Source organism: Promicromonospora thailandica (genome assembly GCF_024171955.1).
Lineage (GTDB): Bacteria > Actinomycetota > Actinomycetes > Actinomycetales > Cellulomonadaceae > Promicromonospora > Promicromonospora thailandica.
This window is the reverse complement of record NZ_JAMTCS010000005.1, coordinates 121,650-147,723: the sequence shown is the minus strand read 5'-3', so window position 1 is coordinate 147,723 and position 26,074 is coordinate 121,650. Positions and strand designations below refer to the sequence as shown.

The window sequence follows — 26,074 nt, the reverse complement described above, 5'->3', positions numbered from 1 at the left end:
AGATCCCCCGCCTAGGCTTCCCGTCATGGGACGTCAGGTCAGGGTGCACGAGGTATATGCCGGGCGCGTGGTGCAGGGGGCGGGGGCGCTGGCGCTCGTGCCCGACGAGCTCGACCGGCTCGGGGCGCGGCGCGTGCTGGTGGTGGCCGCGCCGTCGTCGGCCGCAGCGGCACGCGAGCTGACGCAGGCCCTGGGGGAGCGGCACGCCGCGACCTTCGGCCGGCCCGTCCAGCACACCCCCGTCGAGGTCACCGCGCGGGCGCTCGAGGCGGCCCGCGAGGCGCGCGCGGACGCGCTCGTCGCGATCGGCGGCGGTTCGGCGATCGGCCTCGCCAAGGCGCTCGCGATCCGTACCGGCATGCCCCAGGTCGCCGTGCCCACCACCTACGCCGGCTCGGAGGCCACGCCCGTGCTCGGGGAGACCGAGCACGGCGTCAAGACGACGCGGCGCGACCCCGCCCTCGCGCCCGGCACCGTCGTCTACGACCCGGAGCTCACGCTGTCCATGCCCCACGGCCTCACGCTGACCTCCGCGCTCAACGCGCTGGCGCACGCCGTCGAGGCGCTCTGGGACGAGCAGGCGAGCGCCGCCACCCGCGCGTACGCGGTCGAGGCGGCCGACGGCGTCCTGACCGCGCTGCCCCTGGTCCTCGACGACCTGTCCGACGTCGGCGCGCGGGCCCGGCTCCAGGAGGCGGCCTGGCTGGCGGGCGCGTGCCTGGCCCAGGCCCGGATGGGCCTGCACCACCAGCTCGCCCACGCCCTCGGCGGCACCTACGGACTGCCGCACGCCGAGCTCCACGCCCTGCTCCTGGCGCACGTGCTGCGGTACGACCTGCCCGCGGCACCCGACGCCGCAGCCCGCCTGACCCGCGTGGCCGGCGGCGACCCGGTGGCCGCCGTCGCGGCGCTCGCCGCCCGCCACGCGGGGCCGACGACGCTGGGTGCGCTCGGCCTGCCCCGTACGGCGCTGCGCGAGGTGGCCGAGCGCGTCGCCGCCGCCCCGTACCCGAACCCGCGCCCGGTCGTGGCCGACGAGGTCGAGGAGCTGCTGCTCGGGGCGTGGTGACCTCAGGCGGTCCTGCGGACCAGCAGGTGCGCCTGCGGGAAGCCGCGCACCACGTCCTCGGTCGCGGCGATCACCAGGCGTGCCACCTCGACCGCGCCGTCCCGCGCGAGCAGGTCCGCGACGTCGTCCACCGAGAACCGCCAGGCCCGCGTCACGGTGTGGTCGAAGGTCGCGGCGTTCACGGCGGTCCTGCCTCCGGCGTGCGTCCCGGCGTCGTGCGTCCCGGCGTCGTCCAGCGCCGGGAAGCCGGCCAGGAGGTGCCCGCCGGGGGCCAGCGTGCGAGTCAGCTCCGCGAGGACGCCGGGCAGCACCTCGGGCGGGGTGTGCAGGAGCGAGTAGTTCGCCACGACGCCGGCGAGGCTGCCGGACGGCACGTCGAGCGCGCCCATGTCCCCGAGCTCGAACCGCACGCCGGGGTTGCTCGCCCGGGCGATCGCCAGGAGCTCGGGGGACAGGTCGACGCCGAACGCGTCGACGCCGTGCTCCCGCAGGTACCGGGTCACGTGCCCGGGCCCGCAGCCGACGTCCGCCACGAGGCCGCCGCCCGTCTGCCCGACGAGCTCGGCGAACGTCCGGATCATCGTGTGGACGAGGGGCTTCGCGGCGAACGCCTCGGTGGCGAAGTCGGTGTAGGCCTGCGCCTTGGCGTCGTAGCCGGCACGGACGGTCGTGAGGTGCTCGGGTGAGGTCACGCCCGCGAGCCTAGCCGCGCAGGTGAGAACCGTGCCCGGTTTGCGGTGGAGAGTGTGCCATTTTTCACCCCACTATCACAGGGTGAAAGTGGGTGCTCATTAAAGCCGAATATCCAATTCCCGTTGCAGAGTCCGTCTCGCGTGCTTAGCGTATGGAACGCGAACACTGTTCCGCTCGCAGGTGATCATCCTGTGAGTCCCGTTTTCTGGAAGGAAAAGCACCATGACCGTCGTTGACATTCTCGCGACCCTGCTCGACTCCCTCGGGATCACGCTGGCGCAGATCCGCGACCTGCTGGGCATCTGAGCAGGTAAGACGTTATTCGTCGCGGTCGATCGCGGCGCAGCTTCATCCCCAGCTGAACGAACGCCTCCCCCGGTAATTCCGGGGGAGGCGTTCGTTCTTTTGCGCGTGCGCAGACTTTGCTGCGCGAGCGCAGGAATGGGTGCACGGCCGGGTCAAAACACTAGTCGGCAGACATTTCGCCGGTTTATTGAGGCGGCGTCAGCGCGAGAGCCGGGTCAGTGCCGGCTTCTTCTCCATGTTGTGCAGGCCGTTCCAGGCGAGATTCACGAGGTGGGCGGCCACCTCGGTCTTGCCGGGGCTGCGCGCGTCGAGCCAGTACTGGCCGGTGAGCGCGATCATGCCCACGAGCATCTGCGCGTACAGGGGCGCGGCCTTCGTCTCCAGCCCGTTCGACCGGAACTGCGGTTCGAGGATCGCCTCGACCTGGGTGGCGACGTCGCCGATGAGGCTCGAGAAGGTGCCGGTGGCCTGCGCCACGGGCGAGTCCCGGACGAGGATGCGGAAACCGTCCTCGGACGACTCGATGTAGTCGAGGAGGGCGAGCGCCGTGCGCTCCAGCAGCACCTTGGGATGGCCGCCCGAGCCGAGCGCGCCCGTCAGCGCCGTCGTGAGCGCCTGGACCTCGCGGTCCACCACCACGGCGTAGATGCCCTCCTTGCCGCCGAAGTGCTCGTACACGACCGGCTTGGACACCTCGGCGCGCGCCGCGATCTCCTCGACGCTCGTGCCCTCGAACCCCTTCTCGGCGAACAGCCCGCGGCTGACGGTGAGCAGCTGCTCGCGGCGCTGACTGGCCGTCATGCGAGGTCGGGGGGTGCGTCGGTTGTCGGCGGCCATGGAGTTCATTGTGCCTGACGGCACGTGGCGGGTTCGGTGGTGATCCCGTGGTACGGCACGGGGCATCCCCGCGGACCTGGCAGACTGTTCACGGACGTGCGACGGTGGCACACGGCTGCCCCGGGGCACGACGGGCCTCGCGCGCGCCCGGTCCGCCTTGGTGTAATCGGCAGCACAGAGGTTTTTGGTGCCTTTGGTCCAGGTTCGAATCCTGGGGGCGGAGCCGTCCGGATCTGACGCACCCACCGATCGGAGCACCCGTGACCGACACACCTCAGCCGGCAGCAGTCATCGTCCTCGCCGCCGGCCAGGGCACCCGCATGAAGTCCGCGTTGCCGAAGGTCCTGCATCCGCTCGGCGGCAAGCCGATGGTGGGGCACGCGCTGACGGCGGCGCGTGAGCTCGAGCCGGGTCAGGTCGCCGTGGTGGTGCGGCACGAGCGCGAGCAGGTCGCCGCCGCCGTCGCGCGGCTCGACCCCGCCGCGATCCTGGTCGACCAGGACCAGATCCCGGGCACCGGTCGCGCCGTGCAGTGCGCCCTGGCGGCGCTCGACGCCAAGGCGCAGGCGGCGTCGGCCGCAGCCGGCCTCGCGGACGGCGAGCTCGTGGGCGAGGGCCTCGACGGCGCCGTCGTGGTCGTCGCGGGAGACGTGCCCCTGCTGGACGGTGCGACGCTCGGTCAGCTCCTGTCGGCGCACCACGCCGACGGCAACGCCGTCACGGTGCTCACCACCGAGGTCGACGACGCCACGGGCTACGGCCGCATCGTCCGGGAGAAGGACACGGGCGACGTGCTGGAGATCGTGGAGCACAAGGACGCCTCGGCGGACCAGCTCGAGATCCGCGAGATCAACTCGTCGGTCTACGTGTTCGACGCCGCGACGCTGCGCCGGGGCCTCGGCGGCCTGGGCAGCAAGAACGCGCAGGGCGAGGTCTACCTGACCGACGTGATCGCCTTCGCGCGCAACGAGGGCCTGCACGTGCGGGCGCTGCTCGCGGACGACCCGATGCTGGTCGAGGGCGTCAACGACCGCGTGGCCCTGTCCGTGCTGGCGCGCGAGATGAACCGGCGCGTCGTCGAGGAGTGGCAGCGCGCCGGCGTCACGGTCCAGGACCCGGCCACCACGTGGATCGACGTCGACGTCGAGCTCGCCCCCGACGTCACGCTGCTGCCCAACACGCAGCTCCAGGGCACCACGGTCGTCGCGTCGGGCGCCACCATCGGCCCGGACACCACGCTGACCGACGTCGAGGTGGGCGCGGGCGCCACCGTGATCCGCACGCACGGGTCCCTCGCGGTGATCGGCGAGGGCGCGTCGGTGGGCCCGTTCGCCTACCTGCGGCCCGGCACCCGCCTCGGCCGCAAGGGCAAGATCGGCACCTTCGTCGAGACGAAGAACGCGGAGATCGGTGACGGCAGCAAGGTGCCGCACCTCTCCTACGTGGGCGACGCGACGATCGGCGAGCACAGCAACATCGGCGCCGCGTCCGTGACCGTCAACTACGACGGCGTGCACAAGCACCGCACGGTGATCGGCTCGCACGCCCGCACCGGCGCGGACAACATGTTCGTCGCGCCCGTGTCCGTGGGCGACGGCGCGTACACCGCCGCCGGGTCGGTGATCCGCCGGGACGTGCCCGCGGGCGCCCTCGGCGTCACCGCGGGGCAGCAGCGCAACATCGAGGGCTGGGTCGCCCGTCGTCGGCCCGGGACGGCGGCGGCGGACGCCGCGGCCGGTGCTCTCGGCGCGTCGTCGGGTCTCGGCGACCAGGCGCAGCGTCAGCTCGCGCAGCAGAATGCAGCCGGGGCCCCTGCCCCGCGGGCCGCGGCCGCACAGGCCGAGGCCGACCAGGTCCCTGCAGGAGGGGCCGACACGGAAGGAAATACCCACTGATGTCCAGCACACCCGGCCCGAACCGTCACCCGCTCGTCCTCGCGTCCGGACGGGCGCACCCCGAGCTGGCGAAGAACGTCGCGAAGGAGCTGGGCATCGACCTCCTCGGCGTGTCCGCGTACGACTTCGCCAACAGCGAGACCTACGTGCGGTTCAGCGAGTCCGTGCGCGGCATGGACCTGTTCCTCCTGCAGTCGCACACGATGCCGGTCAACCAGTGGATCATGGAGCAGCTGCTCATGGTCGACGCCGCCAAGCGCGCCTCCGCGCACTCCGTCACCGTGGTGGCGCCGTTCTTCGGCTACGCCCGGCAGGACAAGAAGAGCCGGGGCCGCGAGCCGATCTCGGCCCGCCTGATCGCCGACCTGTTCAAGACGGCCGGCGCGGACCGCCTGATGAGCGTGGACCTGCACACCGCGCAGATCCAGGGCTTCTTCGACGGCCCCGTGGACCACCTGTGGGCCATGCCGATCCTCGTGGACTACGTGCGCAGCCGCGTGGACGTCGACAACGTCACGGTCGTGTCGCCCGACGCCGGCCGCATCCGCGTCGCCGAGATCTGGGCGTCGAAGCTGGGCGGCGGCCCGCTCGCGTTCGTGCACAAGACGCGCGACGTCACGCGCCCCAACCAGTCGGTCGCCAACCGCGTGGTGGGTGACGTGCAGGGCAAGGACTGCGTGCTGGTGGACGACCTGATCGACACCGGCGGCACCATCGCCGAGGCGGTGAAGGTCATCATGGCGGCCGGCGCCAAGTCGGTCACCGTGGCGGCCACGCACGGCGTGCTGTCCGGCCCGGCCCGGCAGCGGCTCACCGAGTGCGGGGCGCGCGAGGTGGTCGTCACCGACACGCTGCCCATCCCGGAGGACCGCCGGTTCGAGTCGCTCAAGGTACTCTCCATCGCTCCGCTGCTGGCGTCGGCGATCAACGAGGTGCACTCGGACGGCTCGGTGACCTCGCTGTTCGACGGCAACTCCTGAGCCGGACCGGCGGGCGGGCACTTGACTGAGGCGTGGTCGACAGGGGACCGTGTCTTGAGCATCTCAGGGGGAGGGTCAGTGACCGTCACCGTCGTGGTCCCGACGTTCAACGAGGGGCCGAACGTCCGCGCGCTCACCGAGCGGCTGTGCGCCGCCTTCGGCGTGCTGCCCGACGACGGTCGCTCCTCCGCCGTCCCGTCCGGACCCGAGGGCGGCCCGGCCCCCGTGGGGGCGCCCGACCTGGTGGAGATCCTCTTCGTCGACGACTCCACCGACGACACCCCCGAGCGCATCCGCGAGGTCGCGGCCACGGCGCCCGTCCCCGTCCGGCTGCTGCACCGGGAGCAGCCGCAGGGCGGGCTGAGCGGGGCGGTCGTGGCCGGCCTGCGCACCGTGACCAGCGAGTGGGCGGTCGTCATGGACGGCGACCTGCAGCACCCGCCGGAGCTCGTGCCGGCCCTCGTCACGCGCGGGCGCGAGTCGGGCCTCGACCTCGTGGTGGCCTCCCGGTACACCGGCGACGGCGACGCGGGCGGCCTGGACGGCTGGTGGCGGCACGGCGTCTCGATCGCGTCGGCGCTGCTGGCGCGCTCGATGTTCCCCACGCGCCTGCGCAACGTGACCGACCCGCTCACGGGGTTCTTCGCGGCCCGGGTGGAGCGGCTGGACCTCGACGCGCTGCACCCGCGCGGGTTCAAGATCCTGCTGGAGATCCTGGCCCGCAACCGCCTCGCCGTGGGCGAGGAGCCCTTCGTCTTCGGCGAGCGGTACGCCGGGCACTCCAAGGCGACGCTCCGGACCGGGCTGCGCTACCTGGAGCAGCTCGCCGCCCTGCGGTTCGGCCGGATGTCGCGGTTCGCGATCATCGGCGGCTTCGGCGCGGTGCTCAACGTGCTCATCCTGTGGGCGCTCACCGGCGTCGGCATGCACTACGTGGCCGGGGCCGTGATCTCCGCCGTCGTCACCATCGTCACCAACTTCCTGCTGCAGGAGCGGTTTGTCTTCCGCGACCTGCGCAACGAGGGTCGCAGCGTCTGGTCGCGGTTCGCGCACTCGTTCGCGTTCAACGGCACCGAGGCGGTGATCCGCCTGCCCGTGCTGTGGTGGCTGGTCGAGCACACGGGCATGTGGCCCGTCCTGGTGCAGGCGATCACGCTCATCGTGGCGTTCCTGCTGCGGTTCGTGTTCCACGTCCAGGTGGTCTACCGGCCGCGCCGTACCCAGCCCACGATCGGCGTCACACCGCCCGTCGGTGCGGACCGGGCCGACGAGCGGGTACAGTAGTCAGGTTGCCTCGGCGAGGGACGCCTGACGGCCGCGACGGGACCTGATCCCGCGAGCACTCGGCCGGCGTCCGTGATCGACTGGGCGGCCGTCGGCGGCCCCTGGTGGAGTCCACAGCACTCCGCCTCGCGTGTCCGCTCCGTGCCTGCTCCGTGCCCGTCACGTGTCCCGCGCCGACGCAGCCGCCATCTTCGAGTTGCACACAAGACCTTTCAGGAGTGAGTTCCCATGGCCGAGATCAAGCTCGCCGCCGAGCCCCGCACCGAGTTCGGCAAGGGTGCGGCCCGCCGCATCCGCCGCGACAACAAGATCCCCGCTGTCCTGTACGGGCACGGCACGGACCCCGTGCACGTGACGCTGCCCGGCCACGAGTCGATGCTCGCGCTGCGCCAGACCAACGTGCTGCTGTCGATCGAGCTCGACGGCAAGGGCCAGCTCGCCGTCGCCAAGGACGTCCAGCGCGACCCGGTCCGCAACGTCATCGAGCACATCGACCTGCAGGTCGTCCGTGCCGGCGAGAAGATCACCGTCGACGTGACCGTGAACATCGTGGGCGAGTCGGCCCCGGGCACCATCCACCTGGTCGAGGAGCAGACGCTGTCGGTCGAGGCCGAGGCGACGCACCTGCCCGAGTCGGTCGACGTCTCCATCGAGGGCCTCGAGGCCGGCGCGCAGGTGCACGCCGAGGAGGTCACCCTCCCGGCCGGCGCCACGCTGCTGACCGACCCGAAGGCCGTCGTGGTCCTGATCACCGAGCCGCGTGGCGAGGCCAGCGCGGACGAGGAGTCGGCCGACTCCGCCGAGTCCGCCGCCGAGGCCCCCGCGGAGGGCTGAGCCCCTTCCGTCGGGCAGAGGCTGCCCCGGCCCTGAGCCGGGACGTACGGGCCGAGGGAGAACCCGCGGGTCCGCGCGCGAGATGATCGTGCGCGGCGCGGGTCCTGCCTCGGCCCGGCTCGTCTCCGGGCGGCCCCGCCGTCGCACGTCCGTCACCCCGCCGTGAAAGGAACCTGACATGAGTGACCGGCCCTGGCTCGTCGTCGGCCTCGGGAACCCCGGACCGAAGTACGCCGGCAACCGGCACAACGTGGGTCAGATGGTGCTGGACCTGCTCGCCGAGCGCACCGGTGCGCGGTTCTCGCGGCACGCGCGCGCCCAGGCCGTCGTCGCGGAGACGCGGCTCGGCGTCCTGCCCGGGGGCGCCCCCGGACCGCGCGTCGTGCTGGCCAAGCCGACCACGTACATGAACACCTCCGGCGGCCCCGTCAGCGCGCTCGCGCAGTACTACGACGTGCCCGCCGAGCAGGTGGTCATGGTGCACGACGAGGTGGACATCCCCTTCGACACGATCAAGCTCAAGATCGGCGGCGGCGAGGGCGGGCACAACGGGCTGCGCGACACCACCAAGGCGCTCGGCACCAAGGACTACCACCGCGTGCGGGTGGGCGTCGGCCGCCCGCCGGGCCGCATGGACACCGCCGACTACGTGCTGCGCGACTTCTCCGGCACGGAGCGCAAGGACCTGCCCATCCTGGTGGACGACGCCGCCGACGCCGTCGAGCTGCTCGTCACCGAGGGGCTGCTGACCGCGCAGGGCAAGTACCACACCGCACGCGCCTGACCGCGCAGGTGCATGCAGACGGGTGAACCGGGGGTGATCATCCCCGTTCACACCGTCGTCGCGGCCACCACGCTCCTAGGGTGGCGACGTGGGCACTACCCTCGCACTCCCGTCATTCCGGTCCCGCCGTGGCCTGCGCCTGCCGGCGCTCCTCGCCGTGGCCGCGCTCTCCCTGTCGTCCGGCCTGCTCGCGGCGGTCCCGACCGCCAGCGCCGACACCGACCCGTGCGCCCCCGGGGGCAACCCGATCGTGTGCGAGAACTCGAAGCCGGGCACGTCGCCGCTGGTCTGGGACATCGAGGGCGCCGGCGACCCCAGCATCCAGGGTTTCGCCACGCAGATGAGCGTGGACGCGGGCGACAGCCTCGCGTTCAAGATCGACACGGACGCCCGCGCCTACACCGTCGACATCTTCCGCACCGGCTGGTACGGCGGGCTCGGGGCGCGCCGCATCGACTCCGTCACCCCGAGCGCGTCGCTGCCGCAGCACCAGCCCGAGTGCGCGTGGGCCGAGCCCGTCGAGCTGGTCGACTGCGGGAGCTGGGCCGTGTCGGCCACCTGGAACGTGCCGGCGAACGCGGTCTCCGGCGTGTACGTGGCGCTGCTGACCCGGCAGGACACGGGCGGGCAGAGCCACATCACGTTCGTCGTGCGCGACGACGGCTCCACCTCCGACATGGTCTTCCAGACCGCCGACACCACGTGGCAGGCGTACAACACCTACGGCGGCTCCAGCTTCTACTCCGGCGGCGCCAACGAGCGCGCCTACAAGCTGAGCTACAACCGGCCCTTCGCGACCCGCGGGCTGGCCAACGGCCGTGACTTCTACTTCAGCGCCGAGTACGCGATGGTGCGCTTCCTGGAGCAGAACGGCTACGACGTCACCTACATCGCGGGCGCCGACACCCACCGGGACGGAGCACGCCTGCTCGACCACGACGTCTTCCTGTCCGTGGGGCACGACGAGTACTGGTCCGGCCCGCAGCGGGCCGCCGTCGAGCAGGCCCGGGACGCGGGCGTGCACCTGGCCTTCTTCGCCGGGAACGAGATGTACTGGCGCACCCGCTGGGAGCCGTCGGTGGCCGGCCCGGCGACCGCCTACCGCACCCTCGTCTCCTACAAGGAGACCTGGAGCCGCACCAAGATCGACCCCTCCAGCGAGTGGACCGGAACCTGGCGCGACCCCCGGTACGCGGGCGAGGCGGCCGGCGCGAACGACCCCGAGAACGGCACCATCGGCACGCTCTACATGGTCAACTACTCGGACCTGCCGCTCACGGTCCCGGCCGAGGAGGGCGACCTGCGCTTCTGGCGGCACACCGGCCTGGACGCGCTGCCCGCCGGCTCGTCCGCGGTGCTGGCGGACCACACCGTGGGGTACGAGTCGAACGAGGACGTCGACAACGGGTTCCGGCCCGAGGGCCTGATCCGCATGTCGAAGACGGTGGGCGACGTGCCCGAGTACCTCCAGGACTTCGGCAACGAGGTGGCCCCCGGCTCCACGACCCACACGATCACGCTGTACAAGGCGCCCAGCGGTGCGCTGGTGTTCTCCGCCGGCACGGTGCAGTGGGCGTGGGGCCTGGACCAGAAGCACGACGGCAACGGCGCACCCGCCGACGACCGGATGCGGCAGGCGACCGTCAACCTCTTCGCGGACATGGGCGTCCAGCCCGGCAGTCTCGCCGCCGGGATCACCCCGGCCACGCGCACCACCGACACCACCGGCCCGACCACGACGATCCAGAGCCCCCCGGCCCAGCAGTCGTACCGGGGCGGGGCGGCGGTCACCGTGAGCGGCACGGCCACCGACGCCGGGGGCCGCGTCGCGGGCGTGGAGGTCTCGCTCGACGGCGGCGCGACGTGGCACCCCGCCGAGGGCCGGTCGAGCTGGCAGTACACCGGGCGGGTGTACGGGTCCGGCCCGGTGCAGCTGCGGGCACGGGCGGTCGACGACAGCGCCAACATCGGGCCCGCGGCGTCGCGGGGCGTGCAGGTGACCTGCCCGTGCACCGTGTACGGCGACACCCCGGGCGGCAAGCCCTCGGGCGACTCCTCGGCCGTGGAGCTGGGCCTGCGGTTCGTCGCGGCGGCCGACGGCTACGTGAGCGGCGTCCGCTTCCACAAGACCGCGGCCAACACCGGGGTGCACCACGGCACGCTGTGGAGCGCGTCCGGCGCGCAGCTCGCCCGCGTGGAGTTCACCGGCGAGTCCGCCACGGGCTGGCAGGAGGCGGCGTTCACCACCCCCGTGCCCGTCGTCGAGGGCGAGGCCTACGTGGTGTCGTACACGGCGCCGAACGGCGGCTACACGACGACGCCGTGGGCCTTCCAGTCCCTCGGCCGCGACGCCGGGCCGCTCACGGTGCCCGGCGGGTTCGCCGCCGCCCCCGCGGGCGTCTACGGCACGGCCGGCACCGTGCCCACCCAGTCGTGGGACAACGCCGCCTACTACGTGGACCCCGTGTTCACCTTCACCGACGACTCGCCCCTGGTCGCCACGGCGCACGCCCCCGTGCCCGGGGAGGTCAGCGTGGCCCTGGACACCCCGCTGCGCATCACGTTCTCCAAGAACGCCGTCGCCTCGAGCGTGCAGTTCGCGGTGACCGACGGGGCGGGCAACAGCGTCCCGGGCACCGTGTCCTACGACGCGCCCAGCCGGACCGCGACGTTCACGCCCTCGGCGCCGTGGGCCGGGTTCGCCGAGCACACCGCCGTGGTCACCGCGCAGTCGGCGGAGGGCACGCCCCTGACCGACGGCGGCACGTGGAGCTTCCGCACCGTGCGCCCGCCGTCGGCCACGTGCCCCTGCGGCATCTACGCCGACACGGTGGTGCCGGACCTCGCCGCCGCGCCCGACCCGGACGCCGTCGTGCTGGGCATGCGGTTCTCGCCGCGGGTCGACGGCGAGGTGACAGGCATGCAGCTCTGGAAGTCGACGCAGATCCAGGGGCCGTTCCTGGCCACCCTGTGGGGTCCCGAGGGCCAGGTGCTCGCCCAGACGACCGTGACCGACCCGGTGCCGCAGGGCTGGCAGGACATCACCTTCGACAGCCCCGTGGACGTCGTCGCCGGGCGCGAGTACACCGTGGGCTACCGGGCGCCGTCCGGCCACTACCCGGCCACCCTCGGCGTGCTCGGGGCGCCCGCCACCGTCGGCGACCTCGCCACGCCGCAGAACGCGGGCGTGTACGTGTACGGCTCGGGACGCCCCACGACCACGACCTCCACCAGCTACCTCGTCGACGTGCAGTTCGAGCCCGCTCCGGCGGCGCCCGTCGTCGTCTCGCGGACGCCCGCCTCCGGCGGCGCCGACGTGGCCACGGACACGAACGTGTCGGTCACCGTGTCCCAGCCGCTCGCGGCCGGCGCGACGCTCACGCTGACCGGACCCGGCAACCAGGCCGTGCCCGGCAGCCTGAGCGTCAGCGGCGCGACCGCGACGCTGAACCCGACCGCCGCCCTCCAGCCCGGCACCACGTACACCGCCCGGTTCACGGGCAGCGGCGTCGACGGCGGCGCCGTGGCGCCGACCACCTGGTCGTTCACGACGCGGACGGCGTCCGGGGACTGCCCCTGCCTGATCTTCGGCGGCGACGTGCCCCCGGTGGCCTCGGCCGACGACGGCGCCGCCGTCGAGCTCGGCACCCGCTTCTCCGTGACCCGGGACGGCGAGATCGGCGCCGTGCGGTTCTACCGCGGGCCCGCGAACACGGGCGCACACACCGTGACGCTGTGGTCGGACGCCGGAGCCCCGCTGGCCACTGCCGACGCCCCCGCGGGCGGGAGCGAGGGCTGGCAGACCGTGCCGCTGCCTACCCCGGTGGACGTCACCGCGGGGTCCACGTACGTGGTGTCGTACCTGGCGCCCCACGGCGGCTACGCCGCGGGCGCCGGCTACTTCGCGCAGCCGCGCACCCTGGGCCCGCTGACCACGCCGGTGGACGCCGGCCGCTACGCCTACGGCGGGGGCTTCCCGCAGTACTCGTGGGACAGCACCGGGTACTGGGTGGAGCCCGTCTTCACGGACTGACCCGCTGGGCTGACCGGGCCGGCCCGCTGAGGCCGGGCCGGTCAGCCCGGCTCAGCGGGGCGTGAGGGCGGCCAGGAGGATCAGGGTGCAGCCCGACCGCGCCTCGGCGGCGTCCAGGCGGACCGTGCCGTCGGCGCGTGTGAGCTCGACGGTGGTGCGGTCCGGGCCCGACGCGGCGTCGGTCTCCGTGAAGCCGCCCGTCGTGTACCAGGAGCGCTGGTCCAGCACCGCCGGGTCGCACGCGCCGTCCACCGAGGCCTCGAGCGTCACCTGGTAGCGGCGCTCCGACCGGGTCACCGAGCTGGACGTCACCGTGGCGTCCTCCGGGACCAGCACGACGTCGCCGGGGAAGCCCGCGACGAGGCCCTCCGCGGTGCCGGTCGGCTGGTCGCGGTCCAGGTGGCCCGCCGCGGGGATCTCCACCCTGCCCAGGCCGCCCTTCGGCGCCCGCCCGGGACCGGCCGGGACCACCTCGCTGCCGTCGCCGCCGGTCTGGCCGCCGCTGCCGTCGGCCGTGCCGGTGTCGTCGTCGGCGCCGGTGTCGTCGCCGCCCGGGCGGGTGTCGCTCCCGCCGTCGGCCGTGCCGGGGTCACCCGCGCTGCTGTCACCCGTGCCGCTGCTGCCCGGGGTGTCGTTGCCCGCGGAGCCGGCGGCGGCGTCTCCGTCGTCCGTCGTGCCGGCGGACTCGCCGCCCGGAGCGGTGCTCCCGGCCTGGGCCGGGTCGTCCGCGGTGCACGCGGTCAGGGCCGGGCCCAGCAGGAGCGCGGCGGCCAGCAGCGGTGCCGCCGCGCGGCGTCGTGTCGTCCGGGGACGGGACATGTTCCTCACCTCACCACGCTCGGGGACCAGGCCTGCGGGATCGCGACCTCGGGCGGGGCCGTGCCGTCGGCGGGCAGGGACCACACGTCGGTGGTCTCCGGCTCGTCGTCGCGGGCCAGCCCGTACAGCAGCGTCGCGTCGTCCAGCCATGTGATCTGGTCGTCGACGTTGCGCTCCTCGGCGTCCAGCACCGTGACCTCCAGGGAGGCCAGGTCCAGCACGGCCGGGGTCCAGTGGGCGGTCGCCGAGCCGGCCGGCGCGGCGTCGTGCTTGAACGCGAGCCGGGTGCCGTCGGGCGACAGGGAGGGGCACTCCACGCCGTCGAGCACCGTGACGAGCGTGCGCTCCTCGAGGTCGCCGCGCACGAGCCACGTGTGGCCCAGCGAGCGGGACTGCACCGTGGCGTAGAAGTGGCGGGCGTCCACGAAGGTCACGCCCCACACGTTCCGGTCGACGGGAGCCACGCGCTCGCCGTCGGCCAGCAGCGTGAAGTCCTCCAGGTTGCCGGACACGTCGGTGCCGTCCACGCGGTGCACCGTCGTCTCCGTGGAGAAGCCCGTCTGGGAGTAGGAGTGGCCGGTCACGAAGGCTGTGGTGGCTACCAGGCCGTCCGGCGAGAGGCGCGCCCGGCTGGGGATGCCGGGCAGCGGCCACGTGGCGGTCGTGCGCCAGGCGGCGTCGAGCACCTCGGCCTCGTAGGTGGTGACGACGCCGCGGTCGGTGCGCAGGCAGACCGTCGTCGTGCCGTCGGAGGACACCCGGTCGCAGACGACGGACGTGACCTCGCGCGGGCCGGACAGGTCGTCGAGCGCGACGGCGGCCGCGTGACCGTAGAGGTCGCCCGGCGCCGTGCTGCGGAACAGGACGTGCGGGGCGTCCAGGATCCCGTCGGCCACGTCGACCTGGCTCGGCGCGGACTGCTCGGCGCGGGCGCGCTGGAGCTCGGACACGCCGTACCAGACCGTCCCGGCCAGCACCACGAGGGTCAGCACCGCGAACGCGGCCCTCCGGCGGACGACGGACCTCTGGGCCCGGTCGTCGCCGAGGCGGGCGGGGGCGTCGTCGGCGCTCACGCCGTCGTCTCCTCGGCCGGGGCCGCCGGCTCCAGGCGGCCGCCGCGCACGAGGTACGCGCAGACCGGCACCGCGACCAGCAGGGCGCCCGCCGCGATCCAGAGCGCGTCCACGCGCCCGGTCGCGTACCAGAGCACGCCGAACCCGGCGGAGGCCGCCATGCGCGCCACGGCCGTGACCGTCTGGGCCGTCCCGATCGCCGTACCGCGCACCGCCGTCGGCACGAGGGCGCTGGTCAGGGCAGAGAGCACGCCGTCGGTGGTCGCGTAGAAAGCACCGAGCAGCACGAGGGCGGTGACGGTGGTGGCCGCGCCCGAGAACGGCGCGGCCGCGCAGACGTAGGCGCCGGCCAGCAGGGCGTGGCCCCACACCAGCACCCGGGCGCGGCCGAGCCGGTCGGCGAGGCGGCCGGCGGGCGCGGCGAGCAGCATGTACACGGCGTTGGTGCCCACGTACAGCAGGGGGAACCACTGCGTGGCGAACCCGTCGCGGTCCTGGAGGGCGAGGTAGACGAAGCCGTCGCCCACGGTCAGGAGCCCGAGGACGCCCGCGACCAGCAGCAGCCGCACGGTCGCGCCGCCGCGCAGGAAGCTCCACGAGAACGGCCGGCCGCCGGCCGTCAGGGCGGCGGCGCCGGGGGCGTCGCACGTGCATCCCTTGCACTTCGGCAGCCCGCGGTCCTGGCGGGTGCGGTGCGCGCGCAGCCACGCGGCCTGCCGGGGCCGCAGGTCCGGGACGAGCAGCACCAGTGCGCCCACGCCGAGCACGGCCGCACCGAGGGAGATGACGAAGATCGTGGTCCACCCGTCGGGGATGGCCCACAGCACCGCGAACGCGAGGAGCGGGCCGAGCGCCGCGCCGGCCGTGTCCAGCGCGCGGTGCACCCCGAAGGACCGCCCGAGGTTGCGCGGGTTCGCGGCCGCGGCGATGAGGGCGTCACGGGGCGCCGTCCGCACGCCCTTGCCCACGCGGTCCGTGACGACCAGGCTCGCGATCGCGGGCAGACCCGTGGCGAACAGCAGGCCGACGCGCGTCAGAGCGGACAGGCCGTACCCGACGGCGGCCACCCACTTCGGCCGGTCGGTGCGGTCGGACACCCAGCCGCCCGCCACCCGGACCAGCGCGCCGGCGCCCTGCACGAGCCCGTCGACCACGCCGTAGGCGACCACGGACAGGCCCAGCGCCGCGGTGACGTACAGCGGCAGGATCGCGGTGACGGCCTCCGACGAGACGTCGGTCAGGAAGCTCACCACGCCGAGCGTCACGACGGTGGAGGGCACCCGGCCCGCGCGGCGGCGTGCGGCGTCCGGCCGCCGGGGCGGCCGCGGCTCGGGGGTCTGCGGGGTGGCCTCCGGGGCGGTGCGGATCGGTTGTCCGGCGTCTCCCGGAACGGCGCGGACAAGCCCTGACATGTCGTTCAGGCTAGGCCGACGCCGTCGGCACCGACCTGCCCGGAAGCGGGTGAACTGCCGAGTTCACCCGCCGCCGGAGCCCTGGCTACCGGTGCGCCTCCGTGGCCGCCCAGGTGCGCAGGTAGCTCTCCGGACCGCGGGACAGGTCGTCGATCAGCCCCTGGCCGCCCACGAGGCGCAGGTCCTCCACGTAGTCCGGCACCAGTCCGTAGTGCGCCACGCCGTCGACGTTGACGTCCCAGGTGCGCTCGCCCGTCGTCTGCCGGTCGAGCAGCGAGCCGCCGTCGAACGAGCGGAACGGGTAGGTGACTCCCGCGGCGCCGTCGGCCCGCGGCGGCGGGGTGCCGCCGAAGCCGTTCATGTCGAAGCCGAAGCCGATCCCCGCGCCGTACCGCTCGCGCACGGGCGCCGTCCGCTCGTACTCGGCGACGAACTCGTGGGCGGCGTGCCCGTAGATCGTGGCGAAGCCGCCGAGCGCGTAGAGCCGGTCGAGGTAGGACTCGTCCATCCAGGAGTGCGTCGACAGCACGCCGGCGTAGTCCTCGTCCTCCAGGATCTCGAGCGTGCGGCCCGCGGCCTTCGCGCTCATGTGGTCGATCTCGATCATCATGGTGCGCTCGATCATGCCGCGCACGGCGTACTCGCCCAGGCTGCTCAGGCCACGCGTGTTGCACAGCGTGCCCGGCGGGTAGAGCGGCAGCACGGGCGGCAGGTCGTCCTCGAGCTCCGGCGGGAGCTCGCCGTTGCCCGGGTTGTTGTCGTGCGGCCGGTCGGCGGGGCAGGAGCGCGCGTCCCACCAGGTGCCCGTCGAGAGGAACTGGCCCGCGTTGATGACCGTGCCGAGCGACCCCTCGTCGAACCGCACGCCGCACAGCGCGTTGTCGAACTTGTGGCACAGGTACATGGACCGCACGCCCAGGTCGTAGAGCTCGTCGAGGCCCGCGTCGATGTCGGCCCGCGTGCAGCCGGGGATGCGCAGGGTCTGCTTGCAGCCGAACGGCTCCGACGTCTCCACGCCCAGCACGACGGCGAGCTTGCCCTCCTCGATCACCTGCCGCGCCTGCTCGCTGGTGGTGACGATCCGGAACCAGCCCCGGCCCGGCCCGCCGTGCTGCTCGTCGACGAAGGCCTGCAGGTCGTAGGTGTCCTGCGCCTGGAGGCGGATCGCGGTCATCTCGTCGCAGCTCTGGTAGGTGCCCGGGTTGATCGAGCAGAGCAGGCCGTTGGTGACCAGGTCGTTGACCAGCACGCGCTGCCCGCCCCGCCACGCCCGCTCGACCCAGCGGTAGTACATCTGCTGGTGCGTGAGGGAGTCGTGGGCCGGCCAGTCAGCAAAGGTGGGCCAGCCGGTCGTGTCGTGCGTGCCGATCGGCGAGCCGTCCCGCGTCAGGTTCTCCAGCAGGGCGCCCAGGCCGTGGGGCTCGTGCGACGGGCAGTCGCGCAGCGCCGTCTCGATGCCGTGCGGCGAGAAGACCTTGCCGCAGACGGCGGCGCCACCCATGCCGTCCTGCATGAACAGGTGGCTGTGCGCGTCGACGAGGCCGTACACGGTGCCGTCGGGCCGGGTGTCGGTGAAGGGGGTGCCGGTGACGGCGACCTCTGCGTCGGTGCCGCTGGCTGCTGCCGGCGTGATCGCCGCCGTCGCGCCGAGGCCGACGGCGGTCAGCACGGTGAGGAGCAGGGCCGTCCGTCTGATGCGTCGCACGAGACCTCCCGCAGGCGCTCGCCCCGGCTCCGTCGCCGTTGCTGAGGGAAAGACAGTAACAGGAAATATCGCCCACGGGGTAGATGTCGCCCTGGTGGCTTCTGGCCCGCCCTGGGCCGGCCGCCGCCCGTCCTTCCCTCCCTCCTCTCTTCTCTCTCCCTCCCCCTCCTCTTCGAGACCGAGGTTGCTTCGCTTTGGGGCCCGTCAAAGCGAAGCAACCTCGGTCTCGAAGGGGAGTAGCGGCGGGCGGCAGTCGGCGGAGGGCCGGCGGGGGGAGTCGGCGAGGCTCGGGCCGGGCGGGGGAGCCCCGCGCCGGGCGGTCAGCGGCCTGCGAGGCGGCGGGGCGGTGCGAACAGCCAGCGGGCGCCGAGGCGCGGGGCGAGCTCGCCGAGCAGCAGGCCGACGCCGACCGCCGCCGCCCAGAGCGCCACCGGCAGCCACTGCGACTGCGGCGCCGGTATCCAGATCGCGTTGCGCCACAGGACCGACAGCAGCGCGAGCACCACCGAGGTGTGGGTGACGAACACCGGCAGCGTGCGCGCGCCGAGCCAGCGCAGGCCCAGCGCGCCCGGCACCCGGGAGAGCAGCACGCTCACGGCGACGCCGGCCGGCACGCCCGCGACGTTCGCGAGCAGGTAGAACCCGGGCACGTCGGCCACGCCGGTCTGGCGCACGACGACCTGGATCGCGAGCCAGACCGCGACCGCGGCGGCGGCCCAGTACCAGGTGATCCGCGCCGCGAACCGTTCGAGCAGGGGGCGCAGGTGCAACCCGGCCAGGAAGAACAGCGCGAACTGCGCGGTGCCGCGCCACGCGATGCTCTCGGGCTCCCAGCCGGCCAGCGCCCACGCGCCCACGGCCGCGGCCAGCAGGAGCTGGGCGACCACGGGGACCCGGCGCAGGACGCGGGCGATCACGAAGAACACCGCCAGCGTCCAGAGGAACCAGAGCTCGGAGCGGGGCACGAGCAGCGACCACGCGAGGTCGTGGCCCAGGGTGCCCCAGTCGGCGTCGGCCACCTGGTAGTAGCCCGTGAGCAGCCGGACCACCAGCGAGATCGGCTCCCACAGCACGAACACCCACGCGAAGAACAGCAGCTTGCCGCGCGCCAGGCGCGACCACGGCGCCGCGACCCACTTGCCGGCGAACATGCCGGCCACCGTGAAGAACAGGGGCATGCGCAGGCTGCGCAGCGTCTCGTTGATCTCACGCAGCACCCCGACCTCGTACCCGGTCTGCCACGTCCAGTTGGTGGCGTGGTAGAGCACGACGAGGCCGATGGCGAGGCCGCGTGCGGCATCGGGCCAGGCGAGACGGGCAGGGGCGGGCTGCCCGACGGCGGCGTCGCGCCCCGGGCCCGGCGCACCGGCGTGGCGCGGGGATCCGGAGGGGGTGAACATCGCCGGTCATCGTACGTGCCGGGTCTGACATCCGGGTGCGCGGACCGGACGGCGAGCGGCCTGTGTCGGTGGCCCGGAGTAGCCTGGACGCAGCCCCTCACTCATGACCCTTACCCGGGTCGTGCCCGTGGTGGGCCCGTCGTCGTGCGCCATCGAAGGACAGATCCCATGAACCTCACCGGCCTCCTGCCCACCCTCCTGCGCGACCCCGGCGCGTCCGCCGCTGTCGAGCGCGTCCGCGCGCGTGGCTTCGTGGACGTGGTGGGCCCGGCCGGGGCCCGCCCGCCGCTGCTGGTGGCGGCCGCCGAGCAGCGGCCGCTCGTGGTGGTCACGGCGACCGGCCGCGAGGCGGACGACCTGGCGGCGAGCCTGCGGGGCTACCTGCCCGAGGAGCACGCCGACGACGTCGCGGTGCTGCCCTCCTGGGAGACCCTGCCGCACGAGCGGCTGAGCCCGCGCGCCGACACCGTGGCGCGGCGGCTGGCCGTGTTCCGGCGGCTGGCGCACCCCGAGGAGGGGCACGGGCAGGCGGGTGCGATCCGGATCCTGGTGATGCCGGTGCGCGCCCTGCTCCAGCCGGTCGTCGAGGGGCTGGGGGAGCTGGAGCCGGTGCAGCTCGCCACGGGCTCCACCGCCGACCTGACCGACGTCGCCGAACGCCTGACCGCTGCCGCGTACACGCGCGTGGACATGGTGGAGCGGCGCGGCGAGTTCGCGGTGCGCGGCGGCATCCTCGACGTCTTCCCGCCCACGGAGGACCACCCCCTGCGGTGCGAGTTCTGGGGCGACGAGGTCACCGAGATCCGCTGGTTCGCCGTGGCCGACCAGCGCAGCCTCGAGATCGCGGAGCACGGCGTGTGGGCGCCGCCGTGCCGGGAGATCCTCCTGGACGACGCCGTCCGGCAGCGCGCGGCGGACCTCGTCGAGAGCCTGCCCGGCGCCGTGGAGATGCTCGACAAGCTCGCCGCGGGTGTCGCCGTCGAGGGCATGGAGTCGCTCGCGCCCGTGCTGGTGGACCGGATGGTCCCCGTCCTGGAGCTCGTGCCGGACGACGCCCTGCTGGTGGTGGACGAGCCCGAGCGCGTGCGTCGTCGTGCGCACGACCTCGTGGCGACCACCGAGGAGTTCCTCGCCGCGGCCTGGACCGGCGCCGTCGCGGGCGGGTCCGCTCCGATCGACCTGTCCGCGGCGTCCTTCGAGACCTTCGCCGAGGTGCGCGAGATCGCGGCCCGCCGGGCCCTGGGCTGGTGGACCCTCTCGTCGTTCACGCAGGACACGGAGCTCACCGACGCGGACTCCGACGTCGCCGGGGCGGCCACGGAGACGTTCGTGGTGAGCGCGCGCGACGTCGAGTCGTACCGGGGTGACCTCGCGCGGGCGCTCGACGACGTGCACGGGCTGCAGGTCGCCGGCTGGCGGCTCGTGCTGACCACGGAGGGGCACGGACCCGCCAAGCGCATGACCGAGCAGCTCTCGGCGGCGGGCACCGCGGCGCGGCTGACGGTGTCGCTGGAGAGCGAGCCGGAGCCCGGCATCGTGCACGTGCTGGCGGGCGGCGTCGGCAAGGGTTTCGTCGCGCCGGAGCTGCAGCTCGCCGTCTTCTCCGAGCAGGACCTCACCGGGCGCGCCGGCTCGGGCACGCGCGACATGCGCCGGATGCCGAGCCGGCGGCGCAACGTCGTCGACCCGCTGCAGCTCAAGGCCGGGGACTTCGTGGTGCACGAGCAGCACGGCGTCGGCCGGTTCGTCGAGATGGCGCAGCGCACCATGGGCACCGGGGGCAACCGGGCGACGCGCGAGTACCTCGTGATCGAGTACGCGAGCAGCAAGCGCGGCCAGCCGGGTGACCGGCTGTTCGTGCCCACCGACCAGCTCGACCAGGTCACCAAGTACACGGGCGGCGAGTCGCCGTCGCTGTCCAAGATGGGCGGCGCCGACTGGAAGAACACCAAGGCGAAGGCGCGCAAGCACGTCCGCGAGATCGCGAGCGAGCTGATCCGGCTCTACAGCGCGCGCATGGCCACCCAGGGGCACGCCTACGGCCCGGACACGCCGTGGCAGCGCGAGCTGGAGGACGCGTTCGCGTACGTCGAGACGCCCGACCAGCTCGCGACGATCGACGAGGTCAAGGCCGACATGGAGAAGCCGGTGCCGATGGACCGGCTGGTCTGCGGCGACGTCGGCTACGGCAAGACGGAGATCGCCATCCGGGCCGCGTTCAAGGCGGTGCAGGACGGCAAGCAGGTCGCCGTCCTGGTGCCGACGACGCTGCTCGTGCAGCAGCACTACGAGACGTTCTCCGAGCGGTACACCGGGTTCCCCGTGACCGTCCGGGCGCTGAGCCGGTTCCAGACCGCCAAGGAGTCCGAGGAGACGCTCAAGGGTCTGAAGGACGGCAGCGTCGACATCGTGATCGGCACCCACCGCCTCATCACCGGCTCGGTCGCGTTCAAGGACCTCGGGCTCGTGGTCATCGACGAGGAGCAGCGGTTCGGCGTCGAGCACAAGGAGACGCTCAAGCAGCTGCGCACCAACGTGGACGTGCTCGCGATGTCCGCGACGCCGATCCCGCGCACGCTCGAGATGGCCGTGACCGGCATCCGCGAGATGTCGACGCTGGCCACGCCCCCCGAGGAGCGGCACCCCGTGCTCACCTACGTGGGCGCCTACGAGGAGAAGCAGATCGCCGCCGCGCTGCGCCGCGAGCTGCTGCGCGAGGGTCAGGTCTTCTACGTGCACAACAAGGTGGAGACCATCGAGCGCGCCGCGGCCCGGCTCAACGAGCTGGTCCCCGAGGCCCGCATCGGCGTGGCCCACGGCAAGATGAGCGAGCACCAGCTCGACCAGGTCATCCGCGCCTTCTGGGAGAAGGAGCTGGACGTGCTGGTCTGCACCACGATCATCGAGACCGGCCTGGACATCTCCAACGCCAACACCCTGATCCTGGAGCGCTCCGACATGCTCGGCCTGTCGCAGCTGCACCAGCTCCGCGGGCGCGTGGGGCGCGGCCGGGAGCGCGCGTACGCGTACTTCCTGTACCCGCCGGAGAAGCCCCTCACCGAGACGGCGCACGACCGGCTCGCCACCATGGCCGCCCACACCGACCTCGGCGCGGGCATGCAGATCGCGATGAAGGACCTCGAGATCCGCGGCGCGGGCAACCTGCTCGGCGGCGAGCAGTCCGGACACATCGCCGGCGTCGGCTTCGACCTCTACGTGCGCATGGTGGGCGAGGCGGTCTCCGCGTTCCGCGGGGACGCCGAGGAGGAGGCGCCCGAGGTCACCATCGAGCTGCCCGTCGACGCGCACCTGCCCGAGACGTACATCGCCACCGAGCGGCTGCGGCTCGAGGCGTACAAGAAGATCGCGACCGCGCAGGACCCGGCGGCGCTCGACGAGGTGCGCGCCGAGCTCACCGACCGGTACGGCGCCCTGCCCGACGTGGCGGGGGCGCTGTTCCACGTCGCCGACTTCCGCAACCACGTGCGCAAGGCCGGGCTCACGGACGTCACGGCGCAGGGCAAGTTCGTCCGGTTCGCGCCGGTGAACCTGCCGGAGTCGGCACAGCTTCGGCTCAAGCGGCTCTACCCGGGGACCATCCTCAAGCCCGGGATCCGGGCAGTGCTGGTGCCGTTCCCGACCACGGCGCGGATCGGCGGACGGCCGCTGCGCGGCACGGAGGTGCTGGAGTGGGCGCGGAGCCTCATCGACGCCGTGATTCTGGCGGACGTGGGGGCTGCGGCGAAGGTGGGTACCGGGGTTCGGTGACCCGGTGCGCCTGCGAGTCAATACCCAACCTCAGAAATCACCCTGGCGGATATCTGACATCCGCAATATGCGTCATATTTCCGCCAGGGCGGATATATTGACCCACCGCTCCACGGGGGAAAAGCTTGCGGTCCGGATCGACAAAAAGTCGGCATGGTGATTCTGGGGTGGGTCTGTGGAATCTACAGTTAGAGCTCGTTCACTGAAGTCAGCGCTGGGGGCGTTCTTTTTCGCTTTCGCTGTTATGTTTGGCATGGTCGCGGTCGCAGTGCCAAACGCATCGGCGACAGTAGCCCCTGCTGCCTACGAGAAGTGCAACGCCATGCGCGAGGTGTACACCGACGGTGCGTACTACCGGATGCCGGCCCGCGGAACGACCACCACGTGCTGGCTGGCTTATGACCGGAGCTATTCAAATCCGGCCGTTTCTGCACTGCAGAGGCACATTAAGTTGTGCTATATCGATAGGGACTGGATCTCGTGGAGCGGCACTTTTAGCATCGATGGCTTCTTCGGTGACGACACATTGAATGCTCTCAAGAAAGTCCAGGCCTACCATGGTCTTAGTCAGGACGGTGAGTACGGTCCGACAACGCGTAGCACAATGCATGTGAGGTGGAGCGAGGACCCCGGCGGTGGTGGCCGTGTCGGTTGCGGCAGCTCGGGCTACTTCGACTGAGCTTGATCGCTGTCTCTCCGTGGCGGCGCCAGGTATCCCTATTCGGGTCTTGGCGCCGCCGTAGTCGTTTTTCAGAGGGTGGACGGGGTAATTCCGCTCACCCAATGGTAGAGGTGGTGTCTCCGCGCCGTTCATGTCGTCGCAACGACTGCTCCAGCGTCCGATCTCATGTTTCGTGAACATTCGATTTATGTGACGTTTCTACCTTTAAATCGGGACAGGTGATATCTGTACTGGTCAGACCGGAAGTTCTTGCGAGCGAGTAGCGCTTGATCTCGTCGGAACGCGCCGCTGCAGCCATGGCCAGAATCTTCAGAGCCGGGATCTGAAGGGCCTAGTGGTCACGTGGCCAGAGCAACCGTCGCGGACAGCTCGTTCCGCGTCCAGAGTCCGTCGTGGTGCGGCCTCTGCCCCGCGCTGCGTTGGCGCCTCGGGCACCCGATAACCGGCATCGGCGAGGTGGACTGCATGCGGGCCGGAGGCGCCGGCGCCTGACGTGCTGATCTCCGCCCGTTGCGGTGTGTCGACCGTCCTCCGTGAATATCTGCGACGCGCTCTGTGCCGGACCCGCTTACGTGGTCAGGCGCGCCCTGTGTGTCGACTCGTGCACCGGTCGTCGTCTCGACGATCGGCTACACGTTCTGTCGGGTGTGGGCGTCGCCGCCGCTCGCGAACACGGAGGACCGAGCGACTGTCGGGACCTCCGCGAACATGCGGACTGCAACGATCTCCTCTTCTGGAGTAGTCGTTGCTGCGTCAGCCTGGGCAGGATTCAGACTTCGATGGCTAGTCTCGATGCTGAGGACCAGACGGAGACTGCAGGTGCACGGTGTGGAGGTGCTGGAGTGGGGGCCTCATCGATGCGGTGATTCTGGCGGATGTGGGGCTGCGGCTATGGTCGGCACCAGCGCCTTGTCACGCGCCCACCCTCACCGCGTCCCCCACCGTGGGCGTAGGTGAAACTCGGATTCACAGCAACTCGCCAGGACCGTATAGGCTCCACCCGCGTAACTCGCTCATCATGTCTTTTTTTGTGTGGAGGACCCCCGCATGGCTCTCGGACACTGCATGCGTGCGGTCATCGGCTCAGTAGCGGCAGCAACCGCGCTCGGAGCCCTGATGACCGGCTGCTCGCTCGAATCGCCGCAAGCGGCGGAGGGCAACGGGCAGGAGGTCGAGGTGCACGACGACCTGCGCGCCCTGCTTCCCGGTGAGCTGCGGGCGGAGTCGACGCGCATCACGGTCGGTACGGAGTCGGGCTACCCGCCCTTCGAGTACACGAACGAGGCCGGCCGCATCGTCGGGTTCGAGATCGACCTGTTCGACGCCGCCTCGGACCGGTTGGGCCTGAAGTACACGTTCAGCGACATGCCGTTCAAGTCGCTACTGGGAGAGCTGTACGCGAGCAACGTCGATGCGATTGCTGCCGCCATGTCAGATACGGCCGAGCGGCAGATCGACTACGACTTCGTGGATTACTACAACGACAGCGACGCCATCATGGTCCCGGCTGGGAATCCTGAGGGGATCAAGACACTCAAGGACCTGTGCGGTCGGCCCGTAGCGGTGCTGACGGGCTCGACCCAGCAGGAGGCGCTCGCTGCGCTGAACGGAGCCGAGTGCCGGGCTCAGCCGGTGCAGGTGCTTGAGTTCGGCACCGACGCCGACGCGCTCGCGCAGGTCCAGGCAGGCAAGGCAGACGCCGAGCTCACCCAATGGTCGACGGGTGCCTACAACGCGAGGCAGGTCGGCTCCGGCGACGTCTTCGAGGTGGCGAACACCGAGGTCATCAACCCGTCGCCGCTGGGCTTCGTGTTCCTCAAGGGCGACGTCGAGCTGGTGCGGGCCTACCAGGCTGCACTGCAGAGCCTGATCGACGACGGCACCTACGCCGAGATTCTGGAGGAGCACGACCTCTCGGCCGGCGCCCTGGAGACGGCCACGATCAACAACCAGGTGCCGCAGTAACCCCCGCTGAACGTCACGCACACGGGCCGTCCCACACCGTGGGGGCGGCCCGTTCTGCTGTCGGTGGCAGGGTTCCTCTGAGCCGGGCGACGAATAACGGTCACCCTAGTGACCATTACGCGGTGCGTCGGCTAGCCTGGTAACCGAAAGGAGCAGTCATGGCCAGAACGTCCCTCCGTACCCAGCGCGACCTCGCCTCGCTCGGCGACCACGTCCGCGCCTGGCGCAAGATTCACGGCCTCACGGCCCAGCTCGTCGCCGACCGCGCGGGCATCACGCGCACCACGCTGCGCGCCATCGAGACCGGCACCGGAACCGTCAGCCTCGAGAACACGTTTGCCGTGTTGCGAGTGCTCGGCATGGCGGACGCCGTCGTCGGCGCGAGCGACCCGCTGACGACCGAGATGGGCAGGTTCCACGCGGAACGTGCCTTGCCGCAGCGGGTAAGAGTTCCGAGCTGAGGAAGTGAGCCGCGTTGTCGATACATGTCGAGGTCGAACTACCCGGCGGGGGCCAGGTTCGCGCCGGTGACCTC

The 26,074-nt window shown here is 72.2% G+C and carries 18 protein-coding genes and 1 tRNA gene; 12 read left to right on the top strand and 7 right to left on the bottom strand.

Annotation, left to right across the window (positions count from 1 at the left end):
- Positions 1–25: 25 nt before the first annotated feature.
- Positions 26–1,069: an iron-containing alcohol dehydrogenase gene (locus tag APR03_RS09445; RefSeq protein ID WP_253835038.1), complete on the top strand. Its 1,044-nt coding sequence runs from the start codon at positions 26–28 to the stop codon at positions 1,067–1,069.
- 2 nt (positions 1,070–1,071) lie between these two features.
- Here the strand turns inward: APR03_RS09445 and APR03_RS09440 are convergent, their stop codons facing one another.
- Both APR03_RS09440 and APR03_RS09435 read right to left on the bottom strand, forming a co-directional pair.
- The gene (locus tag APR03_RS09440) at positions 1,072–1,761 is read right to left on the bottom strand and encodes a class I SAM-dependent methyltransferase (protein WP_253835036.1); all 690 of its coding nucleotides are present in this window, start codon (positions 1,759–1,761) and stop codon (positions 1,072–1,074) included.
- Between the two features lie 505 nt (positions 1,762–2,266).
- Positions 2,267–2,869 carry a TetR/AcrR family transcriptional regulator gene (locus APR03_RS09435; protein WP_253835444.1) on the bottom strand — a complete coding sequence of 201 codons (603 nt, stop codon included), beginning with the start codon at positions 2,867–2,869 and terminating at the stop codon, positions 2,267–2,269.
- Positions 2,870–3,056: 187 nt separating this feature from the next.
- On the opposite strand from APR03_RS09435, the gene APR03_RS09430 reads away from it, so the two are divergent.
- From APR03_RS09430 to APR03_RS25200, 7 genes are all read left to right on the top strand, one after another.
- Positions 3,057–3,128: transfer RNA gene (locus APR03_RS09430), tRNA-Gln, on the top strand.
- Positions 3,129–3,165: 37 nt separating this feature from the next.
- Positions 3,166–4,800, top strand: a complete 1,635-nt coding sequence (glmU, locus tag APR03_RS09425; RefSeq protein ID WP_308216472.1) for a bifunctional UDP-N-acetylglucosamine diphosphorylase/glucosamine-1-phosphate N-acetyltransferase GlmU — start codon at positions 3,166–3,168, stop codon at positions 4,798–4,800.
- On the top strand, positions 4,800–5,780 hold the full coding sequence (locus tag APR03_RS09420) for a ribose-phosphate diphosphokinase (protein ID WP_253835034.1): 981 nt from the start codon (positions 4,800–4,802) through the stop codon (positions 5,778–5,780). The genes glmU and APR03_RS09420 overlap by 1 nt, the downstream gene beginning before the upstream one ends.
- Positions 5,781–5,858: 78 nt before the next feature.
- Positions 5,859–7,064 carry a glycosyltransferase gene (locus APR03_RS09415; RefSeq protein WP_253835033.1) on the top strand — a complete coding sequence of 402 codons (1,206 nt, stop codon included), beginning with the start codon at positions 5,859–5,861 and terminating at the stop codon, positions 7,062–7,064.
- Between the two features lie 228 nt (positions 7,065–7,292).
- Positions 7,293–7,898, top strand: coding sequence for a 50S ribosomal protein L25/general stress protein Ctc (locus APR03_RS09410; protein WP_253835031.1), 606 nt, complete (start codon positions 7,293–7,295; stop codon positions 7,896–7,898).
- A 178-nt stretch (positions 7,899–8,076) separates the two neighbouring features.
- Positions 8,077–8,682 carry an aminoacyl-tRNA hydrolase gene (gene pth, locus APR03_RS09405; RefSeq protein WP_253835029.1) on the top strand — a complete coding sequence of 202 codons (606 nt, stop codon included), beginning with the start codon at positions 8,077–8,079 and terminating at the stop codon, positions 8,680–8,682.
- An 88-nt stretch (positions 8,683–8,770) separates the two neighbouring features.
- The gene (locus APR03_RS25200) at positions 8,771–12,715 is read left to right on the top strand and encodes a DUF4082 domain-containing protein (RefSeq protein ID WP_308216471.1); all 3,945 of its coding nucleotides are present in this window, start codon (positions 8,771–8,773) and stop codon (positions 12,713–12,715) included.
- A 51-nt stretch (positions 12,716–12,766) separates the two neighbouring features.
- Here the strand turns inward: APR03_RS25200 and APR03_RS09385 are convergent, their stop codons facing one another.
- From APR03_RS09385 to APR03_RS09365, 5 genes are all read right to left on the bottom strand, one after another.
- Positions 12,767–13,534, bottom strand: coding sequence for a hypothetical protein (locus tag APR03_RS09385; RefSeq protein WP_253835027.1), 768 nt, complete (start codon positions 13,532–13,534; stop codon positions 12,767–12,769).
- Positions 13,535–13,539: 5 nt separating this feature from the next.
- Positions 13,540–14,607, bottom strand: coding sequence for a hypothetical protein (locus tag APR03_RS09380; protein WP_253835025.1), 1,068 nt, complete (start codon positions 14,605–14,607; stop codon positions 13,540–13,542).
- Positions 14,604–16,019, bottom strand: coding sequence for an MFS transporter (locus APR03_RS09375; RefSeq protein ID WP_253835023.1), 1,416 nt, complete (start codon positions 16,017–16,019; stop codon positions 14,604–14,606). The genes APR03_RS09380 and APR03_RS09375 overlap by 4 nt, the downstream gene beginning before the upstream one ends.
- An 85-nt stretch (positions 16,020–16,104) precedes the next feature.
- Positions 16,105–17,724, bottom strand: a complete 1,620-nt coding sequence (locus APR03_RS09370) for an amidohydrolase family protein (protein ID WP_253835021.1) — start codon at positions 17,722–17,724, stop codon at positions 16,105–16,107.
- A gap of 320 nt (positions 17,725–18,044) precedes the next feature.
- Complete coding sequence (locus APR03_RS09365; protein WP_253835019.1) at positions 18,045–19,124, bottom strand: acyltransferase family protein; 1,080 nt, start codon at positions 19,122–19,124, stop codon at positions 18,045–18,047.
- A 168-nt stretch (positions 19,125–19,292) separates the two neighbouring features.
- On the opposite strand from APR03_RS09365, the gene mfd reads away from it, so the two are divergent.
- The 4 genes from mfd (at position 19,293) to APR03_RS09350 (ending at position 26,000) form a co-directional block, all read left to right on the top strand.
- Positions 19,293–22,892, top strand: coding sequence for a transcription-repair coupling factor (gene mfd / locus APR03_RS09360; RefSeq protein WP_253835017.1), 3,600 nt, complete (start codon positions 19,293–19,295; stop codon positions 22,890–22,892).
- A 244-nt stretch (positions 22,893–23,136) separates the two neighbouring features.
- Positions 23,137–23,571, top strand: a complete 435-nt coding sequence (locus APR03_RS25435) for a peptidoglycan-binding domain-containing protein (RefSeq protein ID WP_372494826.1) — start codon at positions 23,137–23,139, stop codon at positions 23,569–23,571.
- Between the two features lie 1,035 nt (positions 23,572–24,606).
- A complete protein-coding gene (locus APR03_RS09355; protein ID WP_253835015.1) occupies positions 24,607–25,539 on the top strand; it encodes an ABC transporter substrate-binding protein in 933 nt (310 codons plus the stop codon).
- Between the two features lie 158 nt (positions 25,540–25,697).
- Positions 25,698–26,000, top strand: a complete 303-nt coding sequence (locus APR03_RS09350; RefSeq protein WP_253835013.1) for a helix-turn-helix transcriptional regulator — start codon at positions 25,698–25,700, stop codon at positions 25,998–26,000.
- The last annotated feature ends 74 nt before the right edge of the window (positions 26,001–26,074 follow it).